The 15561-nt window shown below is 61.6% G+C and carries 15 protein-coding genes; 4 read left to right on the forward strand and 11 right to left on the reverse strand.

What is annotated here, in order from left to right:
* Window positions 1-15: 15 nt before the first annotated feature.
* Window positions 16-2493 carry a TonB-dependent receptor gene (locus O0882_RS10875; RefSeq protein WP_289947818.1) on the forward strand — a complete coding sequence of 826 codons (2478 nt, stop codon included), beginning with the start codon at window positions 16-18 and terminating at the stop codon, window positions 2491-2493.
* On the opposite strand, the gene O0882_RS10880 is transcribed toward O0882_RS10875, so the two are convergent.
* From O0882_RS10880 to O0882_RS10900, 5 genes are all read right to left on the reverse strand, one after another.
* Window positions 2490-2990, reverse strand: coding sequence for a VOC family protein (locus O0882_RS10880; protein ID WP_289948462.1), 501 nt, complete (start codon window positions 2988-2990; stop codon window positions 2490-2492). The genes O0882_RS10875 and O0882_RS10880 overlap by 4 nt on opposite strands.
* 120 nt (window positions 2991-3110) lie before the next feature.
* A complete protein-coding gene (locus O0882_RS10885) occupies window positions 3111-3833 on the reverse strand; it encodes a hypothetical protein (RefSeq protein ID WP_289947821.1) in 723 nt (240 codons plus the stop codon).
* Window positions 3834-4064: 231 nt separating this feature from the next.
* The gene (locus O0882_RS10890; RefSeq protein WP_289947823.1) at window positions 4065-4601 is read right to left on the reverse strand and encodes a CPBP family glutamic-type intramembrane protease; all 537 of its coding nucleotides are present in this window, start codon (window positions 4599-4601) and stop codon (window positions 4065-4067) included.
* Window positions 4602-4681: 80 nt separating this feature from the next.
* Window positions 4682-6262 (reverse strand): methyl-accepting chemotaxis protein, encoded by a 1581-nt coding sequence (locus O0882_RS10895; protein ID WP_289947824.1) that lies wholly within the window; start codon window positions 6260-6262, stop codon window positions 4682-4684.
* A 253-nt stretch (window positions 6263-6515) separates the two neighbouring features.
* Entirely contained in the window at window positions 6516-6941 is a 426-nt protein-coding gene (locus O0882_RS10900) for a hotdog fold thioesterase (protein WP_289947826.1), read from the reverse strand.
* 144 nt (window positions 6942-7085) lie between these two features.
* Between O0882_RS10900 and lpxO the strand changes: the two genes are divergently transcribed.
* The 3 genes from lpxO to fdx all read left to right on the forward strand — a co-directional run bounded on the left by lpxO (window position 7086) and on the right by fdx (window position 8860).
* Window positions 7086-7985, forward strand: a complete 900-nt coding sequence (gene lpxO / locus O0882_RS10905; RefSeq protein WP_219137087.1) for a lipid A hydroxylase LpxO — start codon at window positions 7086-7088, stop codon at window positions 7983-7985.
* A gap of 83 nt (window positions 7986-8068) precedes the next feature.
* Window positions 8069-8467, forward strand: a complete 399-nt coding sequence (locus tag O0882_RS10910; RefSeq protein WP_289947828.1) for a DUF6331 family protein — start codon at window positions 8069-8071, stop codon at window positions 8465-8467.
* A 60-nt stretch (window positions 8468-8527) separates the two neighbouring features.
* On the forward strand, window positions 8528-8860 hold the full coding sequence (fdx, locus tag O0882_RS10915; protein ID WP_289947830.1) for an ISC system 2Fe-2S type ferredoxin: 333 nt from the start codon (window positions 8528-8530) through the stop codon (window positions 8858-8860).
* Between the two features lie 44 nt (window positions 8861-8904).
* Here fdx and O0882_RS10920 read toward each other — a convergent pair whose 3' ends face one another.
* From O0882_RS10920 to prsR, 6 genes are all read right to left on the reverse strand, one after another.
* Window positions 8905-10950 carry a M13 family metallopeptidase gene (locus O0882_RS10920; protein WP_289947832.1) on the reverse strand — a complete coding sequence of 682 codons (2046 nt, stop codon included), beginning with the start codon at window positions 10948-10950 and terminating at the stop codon, window positions 8905-8907.
* A gap of 118 nt (window positions 10951-11068) precedes the next feature.
* On the reverse strand, window positions 11069-11743 hold the full coding sequence (locus O0882_RS10925; protein WP_289947833.1) for a hypothetical protein: 675 nt from the start codon (window positions 11741-11743) through the stop codon (window positions 11069-11071).
* 209 nt (window positions 11744-11952) lie between these two features.
* Window positions 11953-12522 carry a DUF1439 domain-containing protein gene (locus tag O0882_RS10930; RefSeq protein ID WP_289947836.1) on the reverse strand — a complete coding sequence of 190 codons (570 nt, stop codon included), beginning with the start codon at window positions 12520-12522 and terminating at the stop codon, window positions 11953-11955.
* 205 nt (window positions 12523-12727) lie between these two features.
* The gene (locus O0882_RS10935) at window positions 12728-13630 is read right to left on the reverse strand and encodes a hypothetical protein (protein ID WP_289947839.1); all 903 of its coding nucleotides are present in this window, start codon (window positions 13628-13630) and stop codon (window positions 12728-12730) included.
* A 36-nt stretch (window positions 13631-13666) separates the two neighbouring features.
* Window positions 13667-14110, reverse strand: coding sequence for a hemerythrin domain-containing protein (locus tag O0882_RS10940; RefSeq protein WP_289947841.1), 444 nt, complete (start codon window positions 14108-14110; stop codon window positions 13667-13669).
* 94 nt (window positions 14111-14204) lie between these two features.
* Entirely contained in the window at window positions 14205-15560 is a 1356-nt protein-coding gene (gene prsR, locus O0882_RS10945; protein WP_289947842.1) for a PEP-CTERM-box response regulator transcription factor, read from the reverse strand.
* Between the last annotated feature and the right edge of the window lies 1 nt (window position 15561).

A 15561-nucleotide genomic window follows, 5' to 3' on the forward strand; every position in this document is an offset into this window, starting at 1 on the left:
ACTTGATAGCGATATATGACTCCATCCTTCCCGCCCTGCCCTCAGCCCTTCCCCGCTCCCGTCCGTTCCCGGCTGGCTGCCGCCGTCGCCAGCACCCTGCTGCTGCTTGGCGCCGCGCCCGTCCTGGCTCAGCAAAACCAGTCCCTGGCCGGCAACGCCAGCGCCGTCCATGCCCTGCAGATCGCCGCCGGCCCGCTCGATGCGGCGCTGGAACAGCTGGCGCGCAAGGCGGGCCTGACGCTCACCTACCAGGCGGCCGAGGTGCGCGGCTTGCGCACGGCCGGCCTGGCCGGCAACTACAGTGCCGCGGCAGGCCTCGATGCGCTGCTGAGCGACAGCGGCCTGGCGGCGCTGCAACTGGCGCCCAACGACTTCGTCCTGCGCCCGCTACCCAGGTCGGCGAATGCGGCGGATGGCGCGCAGCAACTGGCCGAAATCACGGTCACGGCCGGCGGCGAGCCGGTGCTGGAGACGGAAGGCAGTGGCGCCTATGCTGCGGCGCTGGCCAGCACGGCCACGCGTTTTACCCTGTCGCCACGCGAAACGCCGCAATCGCTGACCGTCATCACGCGCCAGCAGATGGATGACCAGGGTGTCCTCAGCCTGGCCGACGTGCTGCAGCAGACGCCGGGCGTGACCGTTTCGCATGACGATTCGGAGCGCTACAATTACTATGCGCGCGGCTTCAGCCTGAACAGCTTCCAGTACGATGGCGTGCCCACCTTCGATTTCAGCACCAATTCGAACGGCCTGGGCATCCGCGACATGGCCATCTACGACAGGGTGGAAGTGGTGCGCGGCGCGAATGGCCTGATGAGCGGCGCCGGCAGCCCCGCCGGCGCCGTCAACCTGGTGCGCAAGAAACCCACGCGCCAGTTCCAGGCATACGCGCAGGCGGGCATCGGCAGCTGGGACCGCTACCGCGCGGAAGCCGATGTCTCCGGTCCCTTGAATGCGGACGCTTCCGTGCGCGCGCGCCTGGTGGCCGCGCACCAGGATCATGGCTCCTACATCGACTATTACCAGCAGAACAAGAGCGTGGTGTACGGCGTCATCGAAGCGGATTTGTCGCCGCGCACGCGCGTGCTGGCGGGCATCGACTACCAGAAAATCGATTCGAAGGGTTCGTCCTTCGGCCAGAATCCCCTGTTCTACACGGATGGCAGCCGGACGCGGTTCGAGCGCGCCTTCAACCCCGCCGCCCGCTGGACGGACGCGGGCAGCACCAGCACGCGCGTGTTCGCCGCCGCCGAGCACCTGTTCGACAACGGCTGGCAAGTCAAGGCGGAAGCGAGCCACTGGAAGGGCGATACGGACCAGTTGCAAGCGAACATCATCAGCTGGGGCCCGTACCCGAACCCGGCCACGGGCCTGGCCACCGTGCAGCGCGGCGCAAAAACCTATGTCATCGACAGCAATTCGCTCGACGCCTACGCCACGGGACCGTTCCAGTGGCTGGGCCGCCAGCATGAGCTGGTGCTGGGCGTCAACGCCAGTCACCGCAATTCCGACTACCTGGCCTATGGCGGCGGCAATGTGGAAATCGATTACCGTCACTGGAACAACAACGTACCCCTGCCTGCGAGCATGGCCGTCAGCCTGACGCAACAATACAGCTACAAGGAATATGCGGCGTACGGCGCGGCGCGCTTCAAGCCGGCCGATGGCTTGTCGCTGATCGTCGGCAGCCGCCTGAACAGCTATGAACGCACGGGCGAGCTGATCTACGGCTGGGGCGGCACGGGCCGCGACGACGCGAAGGAAAAACACAAGTTGGTGCCGTATGCGGGCGCCGTCTACGACTTGAACGGCACGTATTCCGCGTATCTCAGCTATGCCAGCATCTTCGAGCCGCAATCGGTCAGCGACGCCAATGCCAGGGCGCTGCCGCCCACCACGGGCAAGTCCTGGGAAAGCGGCATCAAGGGCGAGTTTTTCGAGCGCAAGCTGAACGCCAGCGTGGCCATCTTTCATATCCAGCAAGACAACCTGGCCGATTACGTGGGCACGGACGCCAACGAACGGGAAGTCTACCGGCCCATCGACGGCACCACCACGCGCGGCGTGGAACTGGAATTGGCAGGCCAGCTGTTGCCTGGCTGGCAAGTGCAGGCGGGAGCGACGTTCAGCCGCCCGCGCGACAAGGATGGCCAGCGCATCGATACGACGCGCCCCGAACGCAGCTTCAAGCTGGCCACCAGCTACCGCCTGGGCGGCGACTGGCGGCGCCTGAGCGTGGGCGGCAATGTCAACTGGCAGGGCCGGACGTATTACCACACCGTCCTGGCAGGCGACGTGACGGCACGCGCCGACGAAGGCAGCTTTGGCGTGGCGGGACTGATGGCGCGCTACGAGTTCAGCAAGCGGCTCAGTGCCGTGCTGAACCTCAATAATGTCTTCGACAAGCGCTATTACAGTGGCTATGGCCTGTACGGCAGCGGCTATTATGGCGATCCGCGTAACGCGCAGCTGACCTTGCGGGCCAGTTTCTAGCCCGCGTACGCCCGCTTGATCTCGTCAATGTCGATCTTTTTCATGCCCATCATGGCTTTCATCACGCGCTGCGCCTTGACGGGATCGGGGTCCGTCAGCAGCTTGATCATGAGGGTGGGCACGATTTGCCAGGACACGCCGAACTGGTCCTTGAGCCAGCTGCACTGCTGCGCTTCCGGCGGCCCGCCTTCGGACAGCTGGTTCCAGTAATGGTCAACCTCGTCCTGGGTCTCGCAGTTGACCTGGAACGAGATGGCTTCGGAAAACTGGAACAGGGGGCCGCCGTTCAAGCCCGTAAACGTCTGGCCGTCCAGCTCGAAAGCCACCGTCAGCACGCTGCCCGGCTCCTGGCCGTGGATTTCCTTGCCTTCCTCGCCATAGCGCAGGATCTGGCCAATCTTCGAATTGGGAAATATTTCCGTATAAAACCGGGCCGCCGCCTCGGCGTTGCCGTTGAACCATAAACATGGGGTAATCTTTTGTACGCTGTGCATGATGTCTCCCTTGGTTGGAATAGTCGGGATAGGAACGCCTTCCCGTGCGGGAGGGCCGGCTACCAATCATAGTCAATTCGGCGCCGTCATGGCGCGCAATGGGCGCTGCGGGCAGGCATTGCGTCAAATGACATCAATGACAAATACAGAAAAATCTGAATTGATGAATTTTGCTCGCCAGGGAGGATAGATCACACGGATATTCGATACGCCCAGCTTTGCAAAACCGTCCACTGAAAAAGTCCATCCCAGAAAACGGTCGTCACTTCCATAGCGCTGCACATATTGAGGAGCTTGCCCCAAGGTAGTAATTTCCTGATTGACCTTTATCAGCGCAAAGAATTGCCGTTCCTCTTGCCGTTTAAGTTCTACCATCTGCCGGATTGAATCATCAAAAATTGTGCGGGCGGCGGCTTGTTCGGCTACCGGCATTGCAGCGAACCTGGCTTCCTGTTCCGCATCGAGTCCAAAATGACTGCTGCCAAGTCCGCCGTGATATCCGATGACAGCGAAGTTACTGACGATTTTGTGAGGTGCGGCCGTGAACACATAATTGGCGCAGGAAGAAAAACAATACTCCAGGACCTTGACCGTAAGACCACGCGCATGGACCCAGGTGCCTAGTGCGATGCCAGAATCCGTATTGCCACCCTTGCTACGTATCGACAGTATTGCCGGTTTTTTGTCCAGCGACTCGAATAATTCGAATAGCTCTTTATTTCCAGCTTGTGAAATTTCCCCGACGTAGTTCAATTCGCCATTATCAAGATAGATTTGCGTTGTTTTCTCCGCCTGAACGACTGATACATTCAAAGCAAACACAAGGAAGATTAGAAAGTTTTTCATGTTCACGTAAGGATAAAGTGTTTCACTGGAACCGCATACTTTCCACAGGCCAGAATGCCGCCACCATCATCTCACGAAAAATGTTGAAAACTAAGCAACCCCCAATAAATTATTGTGATTTCTGACTTCCATAACCGGCGCTCTGCGGCGTTGCCCACTGCTAGCAGCAGGCGCCTTGCATAGCATCCGGTTCTGTTCGTCATAATTTCACAATAATTTCCTGAGGATTACTTAGGCATCTAGGCCGTAGAACACGGCGACGAGGATGGCGATATTGTTGCAGGCGCGGGAAAATGTCGTTGTCGCATAGGCAACAGCCACGCCGGGAGCACGGTAGCGCAGGTAGACAAAGCTGAACATGGCGCCCGAGCCCAGCGCGACGATGGCGTGCAGCAAGCCGCCGCTGATGAAATGCACGATGGCCCACAGGATGGCGCCGATGAAAATGCTCAGCTGGCGGCTGGCGCCCAGGCGCTTGAGGATTTCCAGCGGCAGCAGCTGGCCGAGGAAGGTTTCCAGGATGGGAGAATAGATGACGACCCAGAACACCAGCAGGGGCAGCGACATTTCGTGCTTGAACTTGGCCAGACCCGTGTGCGCGCCCCAGTATGCGGGCGGCAACAGCCATTTGGTGAGGAACAGGATGGCAAAGCACAGCATGCAGGTGAGCAAGCCCCAGCCCAATCCGGCAAGGGCCAGCTGCAGCACGGGCGGCGCCGCTTGGTCGTCGTCCGGGCTGGATAGATCATGGCTGCTGCGCACTTGCATGAGAAGTCCTGGCGGTGATCCAGCTCTCATTGTAGCGCGGAATATGCCTGTCGGCGCGCCGCGCTGCCGCGCCATCGGCCTCAGGCCGCCAGGCGCAGGGGAGCGTTGGCCGGCGGGGCCAGTTTGAAGATGCCCACTTCCTGTTCCAGCTGCGCCGCCTGCTGCTGCAGTTCGTGCGCGGCGGCGGCCGCCTGTTCCACCAGGGCCGCATTTTGCTGAGTGACGCGGTCCATGTCGACGATGGCGCGGTTGACTTGCTCGATGCCGGCGCCCTGCTCCTGCGTGGCGTGGCTGATCTCGGCCATGATGCCCGTCACCCTGCCGATGCCGGCCACTACCTCATGCATGGTGGCGCCCGCCTGCTCGACGAGCACCGTACCCGTGCCCACCTTGCTGACGGAATCGTCGATCAGGGTCTTGATTTCGCGCGCGGCGGCAGCGGAACGCTGTGCCAGGCTGCGCACCTCGGTGGCGACCACGGCGAAACCGCGCCCCTGCTCACCGGCGCGCGCCGCTTCCACGGCCGCGTTCAAGGCCAGGATGTTGGTCTGGAAAGCAATGCTGTCGATCACGCCGATGATGTCGACGATCTTGTTCGACGAGGCATTGATCAGGCCCATGGTGTGCACCACTTCGGCCACCGCCTTGCCGCCCTGCTCCGACACCTTCGACGCTTCGCGCGCCAAATGGTTCGCCTGCTGGGCGTTGTCCGCATTCTGGCGCACGGTGGAAATCAGTTCTTCCATCGACGAGGCGACCTCTTCCAGCGAACCAGCCTGCTGCTCCGTGCGCTGCGACAAATCGCGGTTGCCCGAAGCGATCTCGGTCGAGGCCGTGGCGATGCTTTCCGTACCGAGGCGCACCTTGCCGACGATGGCGGCCAGGTTGTCGCGCATGGTCTTGATCGCAAACAACAAGCTGCTGTCGTCGCCATCGCGCGTGTGCACGTCGATGGCCAGTTCGCCCAGCGCGATGCGCCCGGCGATCGAGGCCGCATACGCGGGTTCGCCGCCCAGTTGGCGCAGCAATCCCCGCGTGATGACGGTGGCGACCGCAATGCAAATGAGCACGCTGAGCGCGGCCAGCACACCGATCCAGCGCAGCGACTGGCCGTAGATGGCGCGCGCGGCCACGCTGGCCTGCTCCGATTCGCGCTGCACGTTTTTCAGGACCGCATCGATGTCGGCGACGATCTGGCGCCGCAACGGGCTGCATTCCTCGACGAGGAAGGTGCCGTACTGCTCCATCTGCCCCGTGGCGCGGAACTGGCGCGGACGCTGCAGTTCCTGCGCCATGGTTTTCAGGCCCGTGCTGACTTTCTCGAACTGGGCATCGCCGGCAAACTTTGGCGCCAGCCGGGCCAGCGCGTCCAGGTACAACGCCTTCTGGCTGTCGAGGATGGCCAACTCTTTTTCGGCGGCGGCCAGGTCATGGAAGATATACGCGTTGCGGGCGGCCAGGCCCGTTTGGTCGAGCGCTTCGCGCGCCACGTACAGGGGGTCGAGCTTTTCCTGCTGTACCTTGTCCTGCGCGTCCATGGCACCGGAGATGGCGCCGATGCGCAGCAGCGCGAAGGCGGCCAGCACCAGCATGAGCAAGACCAGCAGCCCGAAGCCTGCGCTCAGGCGCGCGCCTATCGTCAAACGATTGAATGACATCATTGTTGTTATTGCCCTGTAATAAAGTTGATTTTTGCCGGTTCCGCTAGAACCGGGCGATCTGCTCGCCGTCGTGTTACCTTTCCCGCATGATGCGGGATGGGTTTCTAACTGGCGTTTTTTGGGCAGTCAGCTTCTAATTTCGGGCAATGCAGGCGTGCGGGAGACACCCCACGCCATACAACAGCACACTGAATTATAAGCGAACAGCGTTATGGATGATTCCACGCGCTCACTTTTAATGCTTTGATGCAAGTCAAGGAGCGTCGATGACGGCCATGGTGATGCGCGAGATGCAGCACAGTTTACCGTCGTCGTCGACGATGCGGATTTCCCAGACCTGGCTGCTGCGGCCCCGGTGTATCGGCGTGGCGCGCCCCGTCACGTGGCCGCCGCGCACGCCGCGCACGTGGTTGGCGTTGATTTCCTGCCCCACGCTGACATGGCGGCGATTATCCAGGCAGGCATTCGCGGCCATGCTGCCCAGGGTCTCGGCCAGCAGAACGGAAGCGCCGCCATGCAGCAGTTTAAAAGGCTGCATGGTGCGGTGGTCGACGGGCATGGTCGCCTCGATCCAGTCGGGGCCGAAGGCCGTGAATTCGATGCCCAGGTGGCGCATGGCCGTGCCCTCGCTGGCGGCGTTGAGCGTGGCCAGGTCGAGCGGTGCGTGCCAGATTTCCATGATTACCTCGGATAAGTGTGGAGAAAAAACCATTGTAGGGCAGCCGGCACGCGCGCGCTGCTTCATCCTTCCTTCAGCATGGCATGGGGTGACACGGACATTAACTGGTTATAATTGCCCCATTCTTAAAAAACGAGGTTGTGTATGAAGTGGGCCTTGCTGGGCATTTTTGTATTTTCTGTTTTACATATTCATTTTCGGGGCAAGGTGCGCCTGCCGTTTCGCCGCCAGATCTTCGATCACTCCTCGTTCATGGCGCCGCTGAACCTGTTCATGCACACCTTTTCCAAGGTGCCGGCCACGCCATATCTTTCCGTCGATCAATTTCCGGAACTGGCGCCGCTGCAGCAGAACTGGCAAATCATACGCGATGAAGCGCTGCGCATGCAGGAAATGAAAAAGATCAAGGCGGCTGAAAAAAACAATGACGTGGGTTTCAATTCCTTCTTCAAATATGGCTGGAAGCGTTTCTACCTGAAATGGTATGACGCGAATCACCCGTCGGCACAGCAAATGTGTCCGCAAACCTATGCGCTGCTGCAATCGATTCCGTCGATCAAGGCCGCCATGTTCGCGGAACTGCCGCAAGGCGGCAAGCTCAACCCGCACCGCGACCCGTTCGCCGGCTCGCTGCGCTACCACCTGGGCTTGCAGACGCCGAACGACGACCGCTGCTTCATCGACGTCGATGGCGAACGCCACAGCTGGCGCGACGGCCAGGCCGTGATGTTCGATGAAACGTATATCCACTGGGCCCGCAACGATGCCGACAGCGACCGCATCATCCTGTTCTGCGACATCGAACGCCCGATGCGCTACCGCTGGGCGCAAGGATTGAACCGCTGGCTGGGCCGCACGCTGATGACGGCCGCCGCCTCGCCCAACGAACTGGGCGACCAGGTGGGCGGCGTGAGTAAACTGTTCCAGATTTCCTGGACCATGGGCCAGTACCGCCGCCGCTTCAAGGCGTGGAACAAGACGGCCTACCAGCTCACCCGCGTGGCCCTCGTCGTGGGCGTCATCGCGCTGATCTACTTCATCTAGCAACGGGCCTTGCCTGTTTGATCAAACCGCCTTCGGGCGGTTTTTTTATCATGCAATGCCACTGACCAGGAGAATTTTAGAAAATGACCGAACGCGACCGCCAGTACGATATCCAGATCGGCGACGACGCCTGGATCGAATTCATCGATCTTGACGGCCGCTATGCCCAGGCGATCGACATCGATGCCTTGCTGGGGGAGCTGTGGCCGCTGATCTGCCGCCTGGAAACCCATTGCGTGGCCGGCTGCTGCGGCATGGATGCCTACGACTTCACGCGCGAAGGCATAGCGACGGCGCTGCTGGAACTGGATCGTGCGCAACTGCATGCCGCCTGCATGGCAGCCAAGGAGGCCGTGACGGCCGCTGCCAGCGATGTATTGACGAGTGCCACGATGAATCACGTGGCGGATAAACGCGTATTCCTGCAATTGCTCGATCATCTGGACGATTGCATCACCGCGCAGGATTGCGCAGGGGCTTGACCTTGCCAAGGCGGGAAGGTCCAAGGTAACGGTATTCAAGGAACTCAAGGAGAATCCCGCATGCCAAAAATCACCGTCCTGCCCCATCCCGAGCTGGCCCCCGACGGCGCCGTGTTCGACGCGCCAGAGAAAATGAGTATTTGCGACGCCTTGCTGCTCAACAACATTGACATGGAACACGCCTGCGGCCAGGTGGGCGCCTGTTCCACCTGCCACGTGGTCGTGGTGCGGGGTTTCGAGTCGCTCAACGAGTTGGGCGACAATGAGGAAGACATGCTCGACCAGGCTTGGGGCTTGCAGTCCCACTCGCGCCTGTCGTGCCAGGCCCGCGTAAGCCGCGAAGACCTGACCGTGGAACTGCCCCGCTACACGCTGAACCACGCCAAGGAATAGTCCCCGGCGCGGTGCGCGACTGCCCTACGGGCTTACCACATGAATTACCACATGATCACGCGCTGCTCGGGTGGCAGATACATCGGGTCGCCCGGCTTGATGCCGAACGCTTCATAGAAGCCGGGCTGGTTTTTGACCGTGCCCTTGGCGCGGAATTCGCCCGGCGAATGGGGGTCGCTCTTGATCTGCGCGATCGCCGCTTCGGGACGCAATTTGGCGCGCCATTTCTGCGCAAAGCCGATGTACAGGCGCTGTTCGCCCGTCAAGCCATCGATAACTGGCGATGGCTTGCCGTTCAAGGAACGCTGGTATGCCTTGTAGGTGATCGACAGGCCGGAATTGTCGCCGATGTTTTCACCCAGGGTCAGCTCGCCATTGATATGGTAGCCAGGTACGGGGCTGTAGGCGCCATATTGCTTGACCAGCCCGGCGGCCAGCGCCTTGAAGGCCGTGCGGTCCTCTGCCGTCCACCAGTTGCGCAGACGGCCCTTGGCATCATATTGACTACCAGAATCGTCAAAGGCATGGCTGATTTCATGGCCGAAGGTGATGCCCAGCAAGCCGTAATTGACGGCGTCTTCCGCTTTCACGTTGAAGAATGGCGGCTGCAAGATGGCGGCCGGGATCGTGATGGCATTCAAGGCCGGGCTGTAGCTGGCGTTGACGGTTTGCGGCGTCATCGACCATTCGTCGCGGTCGACCGGTTTGCCCAGCTTGCCCAGGTTTTGCTGGCGGCTCCATGCGCGCGCGGCGCGCACGTTGGCGATCAGGTCGTTCGGCCGCGTCTGCATGCTGCCGTAGTCGCGCCATTTATCCGGGTAGGCGATCTTCGGCTTCAAGGCTGCCAGCTTGAGCTGGGCTTCCTTCTTGGTTTCCGGGCCCATCCAGTCCAGCTGCTCGATGCCATCCTTGAACGAGGCGACGAAATTGTCGAACATGGCCATCACGCGGGGGCGGGTTTCCGGCGGCAGATACATTTCCACGTAGCGCTTGCCGACGGCATCGCTGATGGCGTTATCCGTGAAGCGCAGCGCCAGTTGCCACTGCGGTTCGCTTTGCGGCACGCCGCGCAGCACCGTGCCGTCAAAGGCGAAGCGCTCCTTGACCGTGGCGCTGTCCAGGTAGGAGGCATAGCTTTCGATGATGCGCCAGTTCAGATAGCTCTTCCACGATGCCAGCGGCACGGCGGCCACGGCCTCGGAAAAACCTGTCATGAAGCTGGGCTGGCGCACCACCGCCGAGGATGCCTTTTTCGCCAGGCCGGCGGCGGTAAAGTAGGCGTTCCAGTCGAAGGCCGGCGCCAGTGCTGTAAATTTATCGAAATCGACGCGGTTGTACGATTTGACGGGGTCGCGCATCTGCACGCGCGTCCACTGCACGGCCGCCAAACGCGTTTCGAGGTCGAGAATTTGCGCCGCGTGGTCAGCAGCGGCCTTGTCGCCGCTCATGGCCAGCATGGTTTCGATATGCTTGAGGTACTTGGTGCGCACGGCTTGCAGCTTGGCGTCGTCCTCCTTCAGGTAGTAATCGCGGTCAGGCAAGCCCAGGCCGGACTGGCTGATGTTGACCGTGTAGCGCTCGGGGTCTTGCGCATCGGGCGCCACATAGGCGGAAAACGGCGTGGCGACGCCATTGCCCTGCAGGTAGGCCAGCAGCGCCGGCAAGTCTTTCTTGTCTTTTAAGGCGGCGACGCGGGCCAGCTCGGCGCGCAGGGGCTTGAAACCGGCCGCATCGCGCGCCTTGTCATTCATGAAACTCGTGTACAGGTCGGCGATCTTGTGCGCTTCGCTGCCGGGCTTGCCGGGGTTCTTGACGGTGGCATCGATCAGGCCGCGCAACTGGCCCTGAGCGATTTCGCGCAATTCGATATACGTGCCCCAGACGGATTTGTCGGCCGGGATATCCGTGTTGCGGGTCCAGACGCCGTTGACGTAACCGTAGAAATCATCCCGGGGGCTGACCGCAGGGTCCAGGGTTTTCAGGTCGATGCCCGATACGGGCGCGGTCGCATTGGTAGCTTGGGCGTACAGCGACGGCGAAGATAAGGCGAGCAAGGCGCAGCAGGCGGCGCTGATGAGTGAACGTTTCACGAAGATTCCTTTAATTGTTTTAACTTCATGTTGGGGAACATGCTGTGTCCAGGCATGGGAGGCAGGATTATAGTCGGCCTGCCTACGGGCAACAATGACAGTTGAACAATTCCAGAAATCAGCGAATCAGCAGATCGAACAGATCCAGGCCTTTTTTATCCTGATTTTTCAGCAGGTCTGCAAGCGAACCCGGCGTTGGCCCACCATTGCCGGCCGCGTGATTGAAATAATTGAAATCGAGCTTGATCTTGTCTTCCAGGTCGCTCGCATAATTGGCGGGATATTGCGACTGTTCCAGTTGCGGCAATGTATTGAAATGCGCCAGCACCGACTTGAAGAAATTGGTCATCTTGCCGGTGGTATTGTATTCCTGCATGGCTTGCGCCACGACCTGGGTGCGCCAGGCCTGTTCTTCATCATAGGCCTGCGTAAAGGCGGCGCGCCGCTCGTTGATGGTAAAGGTCCCGCTGTCGTCGTTCGAAATGGCGGACAATTGCTCGCGCGACAAGCCAGCGAATGGATTGGGTCCCTTCCTGTCGACAAACGCCGTCGCTGCAGCAGCCGACTTTGCCGCTGCCGCGTCGTTCGGTTGCGGCACCTGCCTGGCGGCCGCCGCCTTGTGTTCGGCGTCCAGCGGATACAGGATGTCGGTGGCATTCCCATTCACCCACGCACCCAGTGCCGCATGATCGTAGCCCCGGATGGTGGCGCTGGTGGCAGCCGATGCCGCCGATAAACGCCCGGCCAGGGTCGAGATCACGACATCGTCCGCCACGGCGGCTGGCGCCTGCATGGCCGGCGCCCTATCCGATGAGGTCTTGCCGCCTTCCGCGGCAGACAGCGCCCCGGATCGAATTCCTGCCGTGCTGATATTCATCATCGCTGTCCCAAGATCAGTAAATGTTACTATTTAAGCAAATATTACTATAGCACAATAAATATCGATGCTTGTCGAAGGGAGTTCACGGAGGTTTCTCTGTTCGGCGATGACAGAGCCTGGCCCTACTTCACCGGCTCGAACGTCACCGTCAGCCCGTTGCCCGTCGTCCTGATCTGCGTCGGCACGAATTGCACGCCCGCATAGCGCAATTCGTCGGGCTTGAAGGTGTAGATCGGCGTTTCATGCATGAGCTGGTCGGCCACCAGGCTGGCCACCTTGGCGAACTGGCGCTGCTGCGACTCGTCCATGCCGTCGATGCTGACCTTGTCCACGCTCGCTTCGCTCAGGTAGACGGCGTTGCGCTGGGCGTCGAGCACCAGCCGGCCCGACATGGCCAGGCTGCCGCGCCAGCTCTGGCGTATGAACGGTGGCAAGACGCTGGCATCCACGCTCAGGGCGACTCTTTCACGCTCGGGCTGCAAGGACAGTTGCGGGTGGGTCAGCTTGACGTCCAGCACGGACAGCACCCGCTTGTCGATGGGAAAGCGGCGCTCCAGGCCTTGCTGCATCTTGCTCAGCGACACATTCACGTCGCGCGGGCCGATCAGGGTGGAACACGAGGCCAGCATAGTGCACGCAAAAGCGGCGATGGCGGCGGTTTTCAGCAAGGGACGGATGGCGGTCACATTCATGGATAGTCTCGGTGGAAAGATGGCGCCATCTTACACATGCGCCCGCTTCAACACAAACGGCGCCCGGCTTGCGGCGGGCGCCGATTTTCATGTTTGCCTTGTCAGTGTACGAACAGGGCGATCAGTATGACGATGGGCAATGGAATGCCCAGCAGCAGCAAGAGGATGGAACGCATGGCAGACTCCTTATTTATATGGTGGGGGTTCAGATGGTGACGTGGCGCAGCACGCGCTCGTGGTCACGCTGGCGGCCGCCGAACGTTGCCGCCAGGCTGGCGACGAAAGCACCGAGCAGCAAGGCGACGAACATCCACAACGCCGTATGGGCGCCGGCCTTGCGGGCCGTGTCGGCCGCCTGCTGTGCTTTCGCCTTGGCATCGGCGGCGGCCTTGGCGGCGCGGGCATAAACGGCGTCGACCCGCGCTTCCGCTTCAGCCTGCGTCAAGCCCGTGCGGCTGGCCACGACCTGGCCCAGGTAGGCGCGGTCATCGGCGGCCAGGCTGCCCGTGGACAGGCTTGTTGCGAAGATCTTGCCGATTTCCACGCGCTGGTCGGCAACCGTGGCACCCGCCTCGGCCGCTGGCGCGGTGCGCAGCAGCATGTCCGAGAAATAATCGAGCGGATTGGCGCTGCCGCCCTCGCCCGCCTTCGCACCCGCCGCACCGGCACCCGCCGCCGCGGCCGGGGACACTGCCGCCGCCACGCCGCTGCCCGCATCGATGGCGCCGCTGAGCACGGCGCGCGTGCCGCCGGCCAGCACGGCCACGGTGATCAGGGTAGCCACGGCCCAGGCCAGCAAGCCGTGCGCCGTATCGCGGAAATGCACCTCATCCGTATGGATGGAACTCCATTTCACGCGCAGCCGGCCCGCCATGTAGCCGCCGATGCCGGACGCGGCCAGCTGCATGAAGGCCAGCCAGGCGATGGTCGACACGCCGATCGCCGTGGCGTTGAACGACCACGGCGACACGGACGACAGGCCCAGGCCCACGCCGAGGATCAGCAGGATGAAAGACAAGGCGGCGGCCGCGGCGGCTCCCGCCAGCACGGCGCCCCAGGACACGCCAGGATTGTTCAGGTCCGACGCGGACAGTTGTGTAGCTTGCATGGAGTACTCCCTTGGTTGTTGATTTTTTTAATACGTTCAGGCGGCCACGCCCGTCAGCTGTTCCCTGCGCGCGGCCATTTCCCGGCCCAGCGCGACGAGGTCGACGGCCGTGTCGCGCACCTTGGGAAACATGTCGCCCTCTTCTTCCTTGACGTGGTGTTCGATCTGTTCGGACAGGACCTTGACCTTGGCGTCATACAGGTCGTCGGCGGGGTCCATCGCTTCGATCTGCGCGATGAGTTCCTTGGCGCTCGCGTGCTCGACGAGGGCTTCGTCCATCAGGTCGCCGTCGTGGATGGGGCGACGCACGGCCGGGTAGAAGATTTCTTCTTCCAGCTGCGTGTGCACGGTCAATTCCTGGCAAATCTGGTCCGCCAGCTTTTTCTTGGTGGCCAATGAGCGGTCGCTCAAGCCCTCATATTGGGCAAACAAGGCTTTGACGGCCTTGTGGTCTTGGATTAATAAACTGATCGCATTCATGGCGCCTCCTTGTTGTGGATGAGACAAGGATGGGCCATGACAGCGCCAGCGTATGTGCGACGCCTTACACAATCTTGATTTTTAATACATTCGGCTACTTGATGCCGTGGTGACTCATCAAGTCATACAGGGTGGGCCGGCTCACGCCCAGCAGTTCGGCCGCCTTGGCGATATTGCCGTCGGCCCGCGCCAGCGCGCGCACCATCACCTTGTATTCGGCCGCTTCGCGGGCCTGGCGCAGGTTGATGGCCTCGTCCACGGGCGCCGCCTGGGCGCTGGCGGGCAAACCCAGGTCGTCGGCGGCGATCTGCGGCCCGTCGCTCATGATGACGGCGCGCTTGATGCAGTTTTCCACCTCACGCACATTGCCGGGCCAGCCATAGCTTTCGATCAACTGCAGCGCACTGGCGCTGAAATGCAGGTTGCTGCGTCCTTCGCTGGCGCAGAACTTGTTCTTGAAATGGTGGGCCAGCAAGGCCGCATCCCCGGCCCGCTCGCGCAGTGGCGGAATGCGCAAGACGATTTCGCTGAGGCGGTAAAACAGGTCTTCCCGGAAACGTCCCCGTTCCGCCAGCACTTTCAGATCCTGGTGCGTGGCGCAGACGATGCGCACGTCGACCGCGATCTCGGTGCGCCCGCCCACCCTTTCAATGACCCGTTCCTGCAGGAAGCGCAGCAGTTTCGCCTGCAAGGCCATCGGCATGTCGCCGACCTCGTCGAGAAAGAAGGTGCCGCCGTGGGCCAGCTCGATCTTGCCCAGGGTTTGCCGCGCCGCGCCCGTAAATGCCCCCCGCTCATAGCCAAAGAGCTCGCTTTCCAGCAGGTTTTCGGGAATCGCCGCGCAATTGATGGCGACGAAGCGCTGCGCGTGGCGGCTCGACAGCGCATGCAAGCCCCGCGCAATCAGCTCCTTGCCGCTACCCGAGTCGCCCAGCAGCATCACGCTGGCCGACGAGGGTGCCACTTTTTCCACGCTGCGGCAAAGTTTCAGCATGCCAGGGTCGCGGCTGACGATGCCCGCCAGCGGCGAATCGGCCTGCGTTTGCAGCATGCGGCGGTTTTCCTGCTGCATCGTGTGCAAGTAGAACGCGCGGGCGATCACCAGGCCCAGCATGTCGGCGTCGAATGGTTTCTGGTGGAAATCATAAGCGCCCAGGGCAATCGCTTTCAAGGCATGCGCGCGCTCCTGGTTGCCTGAGAGGATGATGACTTTCGTGTCCGGCGCCAGGGCAAGGATTTGCTGCAGGGTGGCCAGCCCTTCCGTGGCGCCGTCCGGGTCGGGCGGCAAGCCCAGGTCCATCGTCACCACGGCCGGCTGGTGGCGCCGCACCAGCGCCAGCGCCGTTTCGCGCTCGCCCGCCAGCAAGACGTCATAGCCGTCAAAACTCCAGTGCAGCTGCTTTTGCAGGCCGGGATCGTCTTCGATGACCAGCAGTTTTTGTTTGCCCATG

Origin of the sequence: Janthinobacterium sp. SUN073 (assembly GCF_030397665.1) — a bacterium.
Classification (GTDB): Bacteria; Pseudomonadota; Gammaproteobacteria; order Burkholderiales; family Burkholderiaceae_D; genus Janthinobacterium.

Excerpts from the sequence above, each read along its gene's own strand:
- O0882_RS10875 (WP_289947818.1), top strand. The coding sequence starts at position 16 with ATGACTCCATCCTTCCCGCCCTGCCCTCAGCCCTTCCCCGCTCCCGTC.
- O0882_RS10885 (WP_289947821.1), bottom strand. The coding sequence starts at position 3,833 with ATGAAAAACTTTCTAATCTTCCTTGTGTTTGCTTTGAATGTATCAGTC.
- O0882_RS10890 (WP_289947823.1), bottom strand. The coding sequence starts at position 4,601 with ATGCAAGTGCGCAGCAGCCATGATCTATCCAGCCCGGACGACGACCAA.
- O0882_RS10895 (WP_289947824.1), bottom strand. The coding sequence starts at position 6,262 with ATGATGTCATTCAATCGTTTGACGATAGGCGCGCGCCTGAGCGCAGGC.
- O0882_RS10900 (WP_289947826.1), bottom strand. The coding sequence starts at position 6,941 with ATGGAAATCTGGCACGCACCGCTCGACCTGGCCACGCTCAACGCCGCC.
- lpxO (WP_219137087.1), top strand. The coding sequence starts at position 7,086 with ATGAAGTGGGCCTTGCTGGGCATTTTTGTATTTTCTGTTTTACATATT.
- O0882_RS10910 (WP_289947828.1), top strand. The coding sequence starts at position 8,069 with ATGACCGAACGCGACCGCCAGTACGATATCCAGATCGGCGACGACGCC.
- fdx (WP_289947830.1), top strand. The coding sequence starts at position 8,528 with ATGCCAAAAATCACCGTCCTGCCCCATCCCGAGCTGGCCCCCGACGGC.
- O0882_RS10925 (WP_289947833.1), bottom strand. The coding sequence starts at position 11,743 with ATGCAGGCGCCAGCCGCCGTGGCGGACGATGTCGTGATCTCGACCCTG.
- O0882_RS10930 (WP_289947836.1), bottom strand. The coding sequence starts at position 12,522 with ATGAATGTGACCGCCATCCGTCCCTTGCTGAAAACCGCCGCCATCGCC.
- O0882_RS10935 (WP_289947839.1), bottom strand. The coding sequence starts at position 13,630 with ATGCAAGCTACACAACTGTCCGCGTCGGACCTGAACAATCCTGGCGTG.
- O0882_RS10940 (WP_289947841.1), bottom strand. The coding sequence starts at position 14,110 with ATGAATGCGATCAGTTTATTAATCCAAGACCACAAGGCCGTCAAAGCC.
- prsR (WP_289947842.1), bottom strand. The coding sequence starts at position 15,560 with ATGGGCAAACAAAAACTGCTGGTCATCGAAGACGATCCCGGCCTGCAA.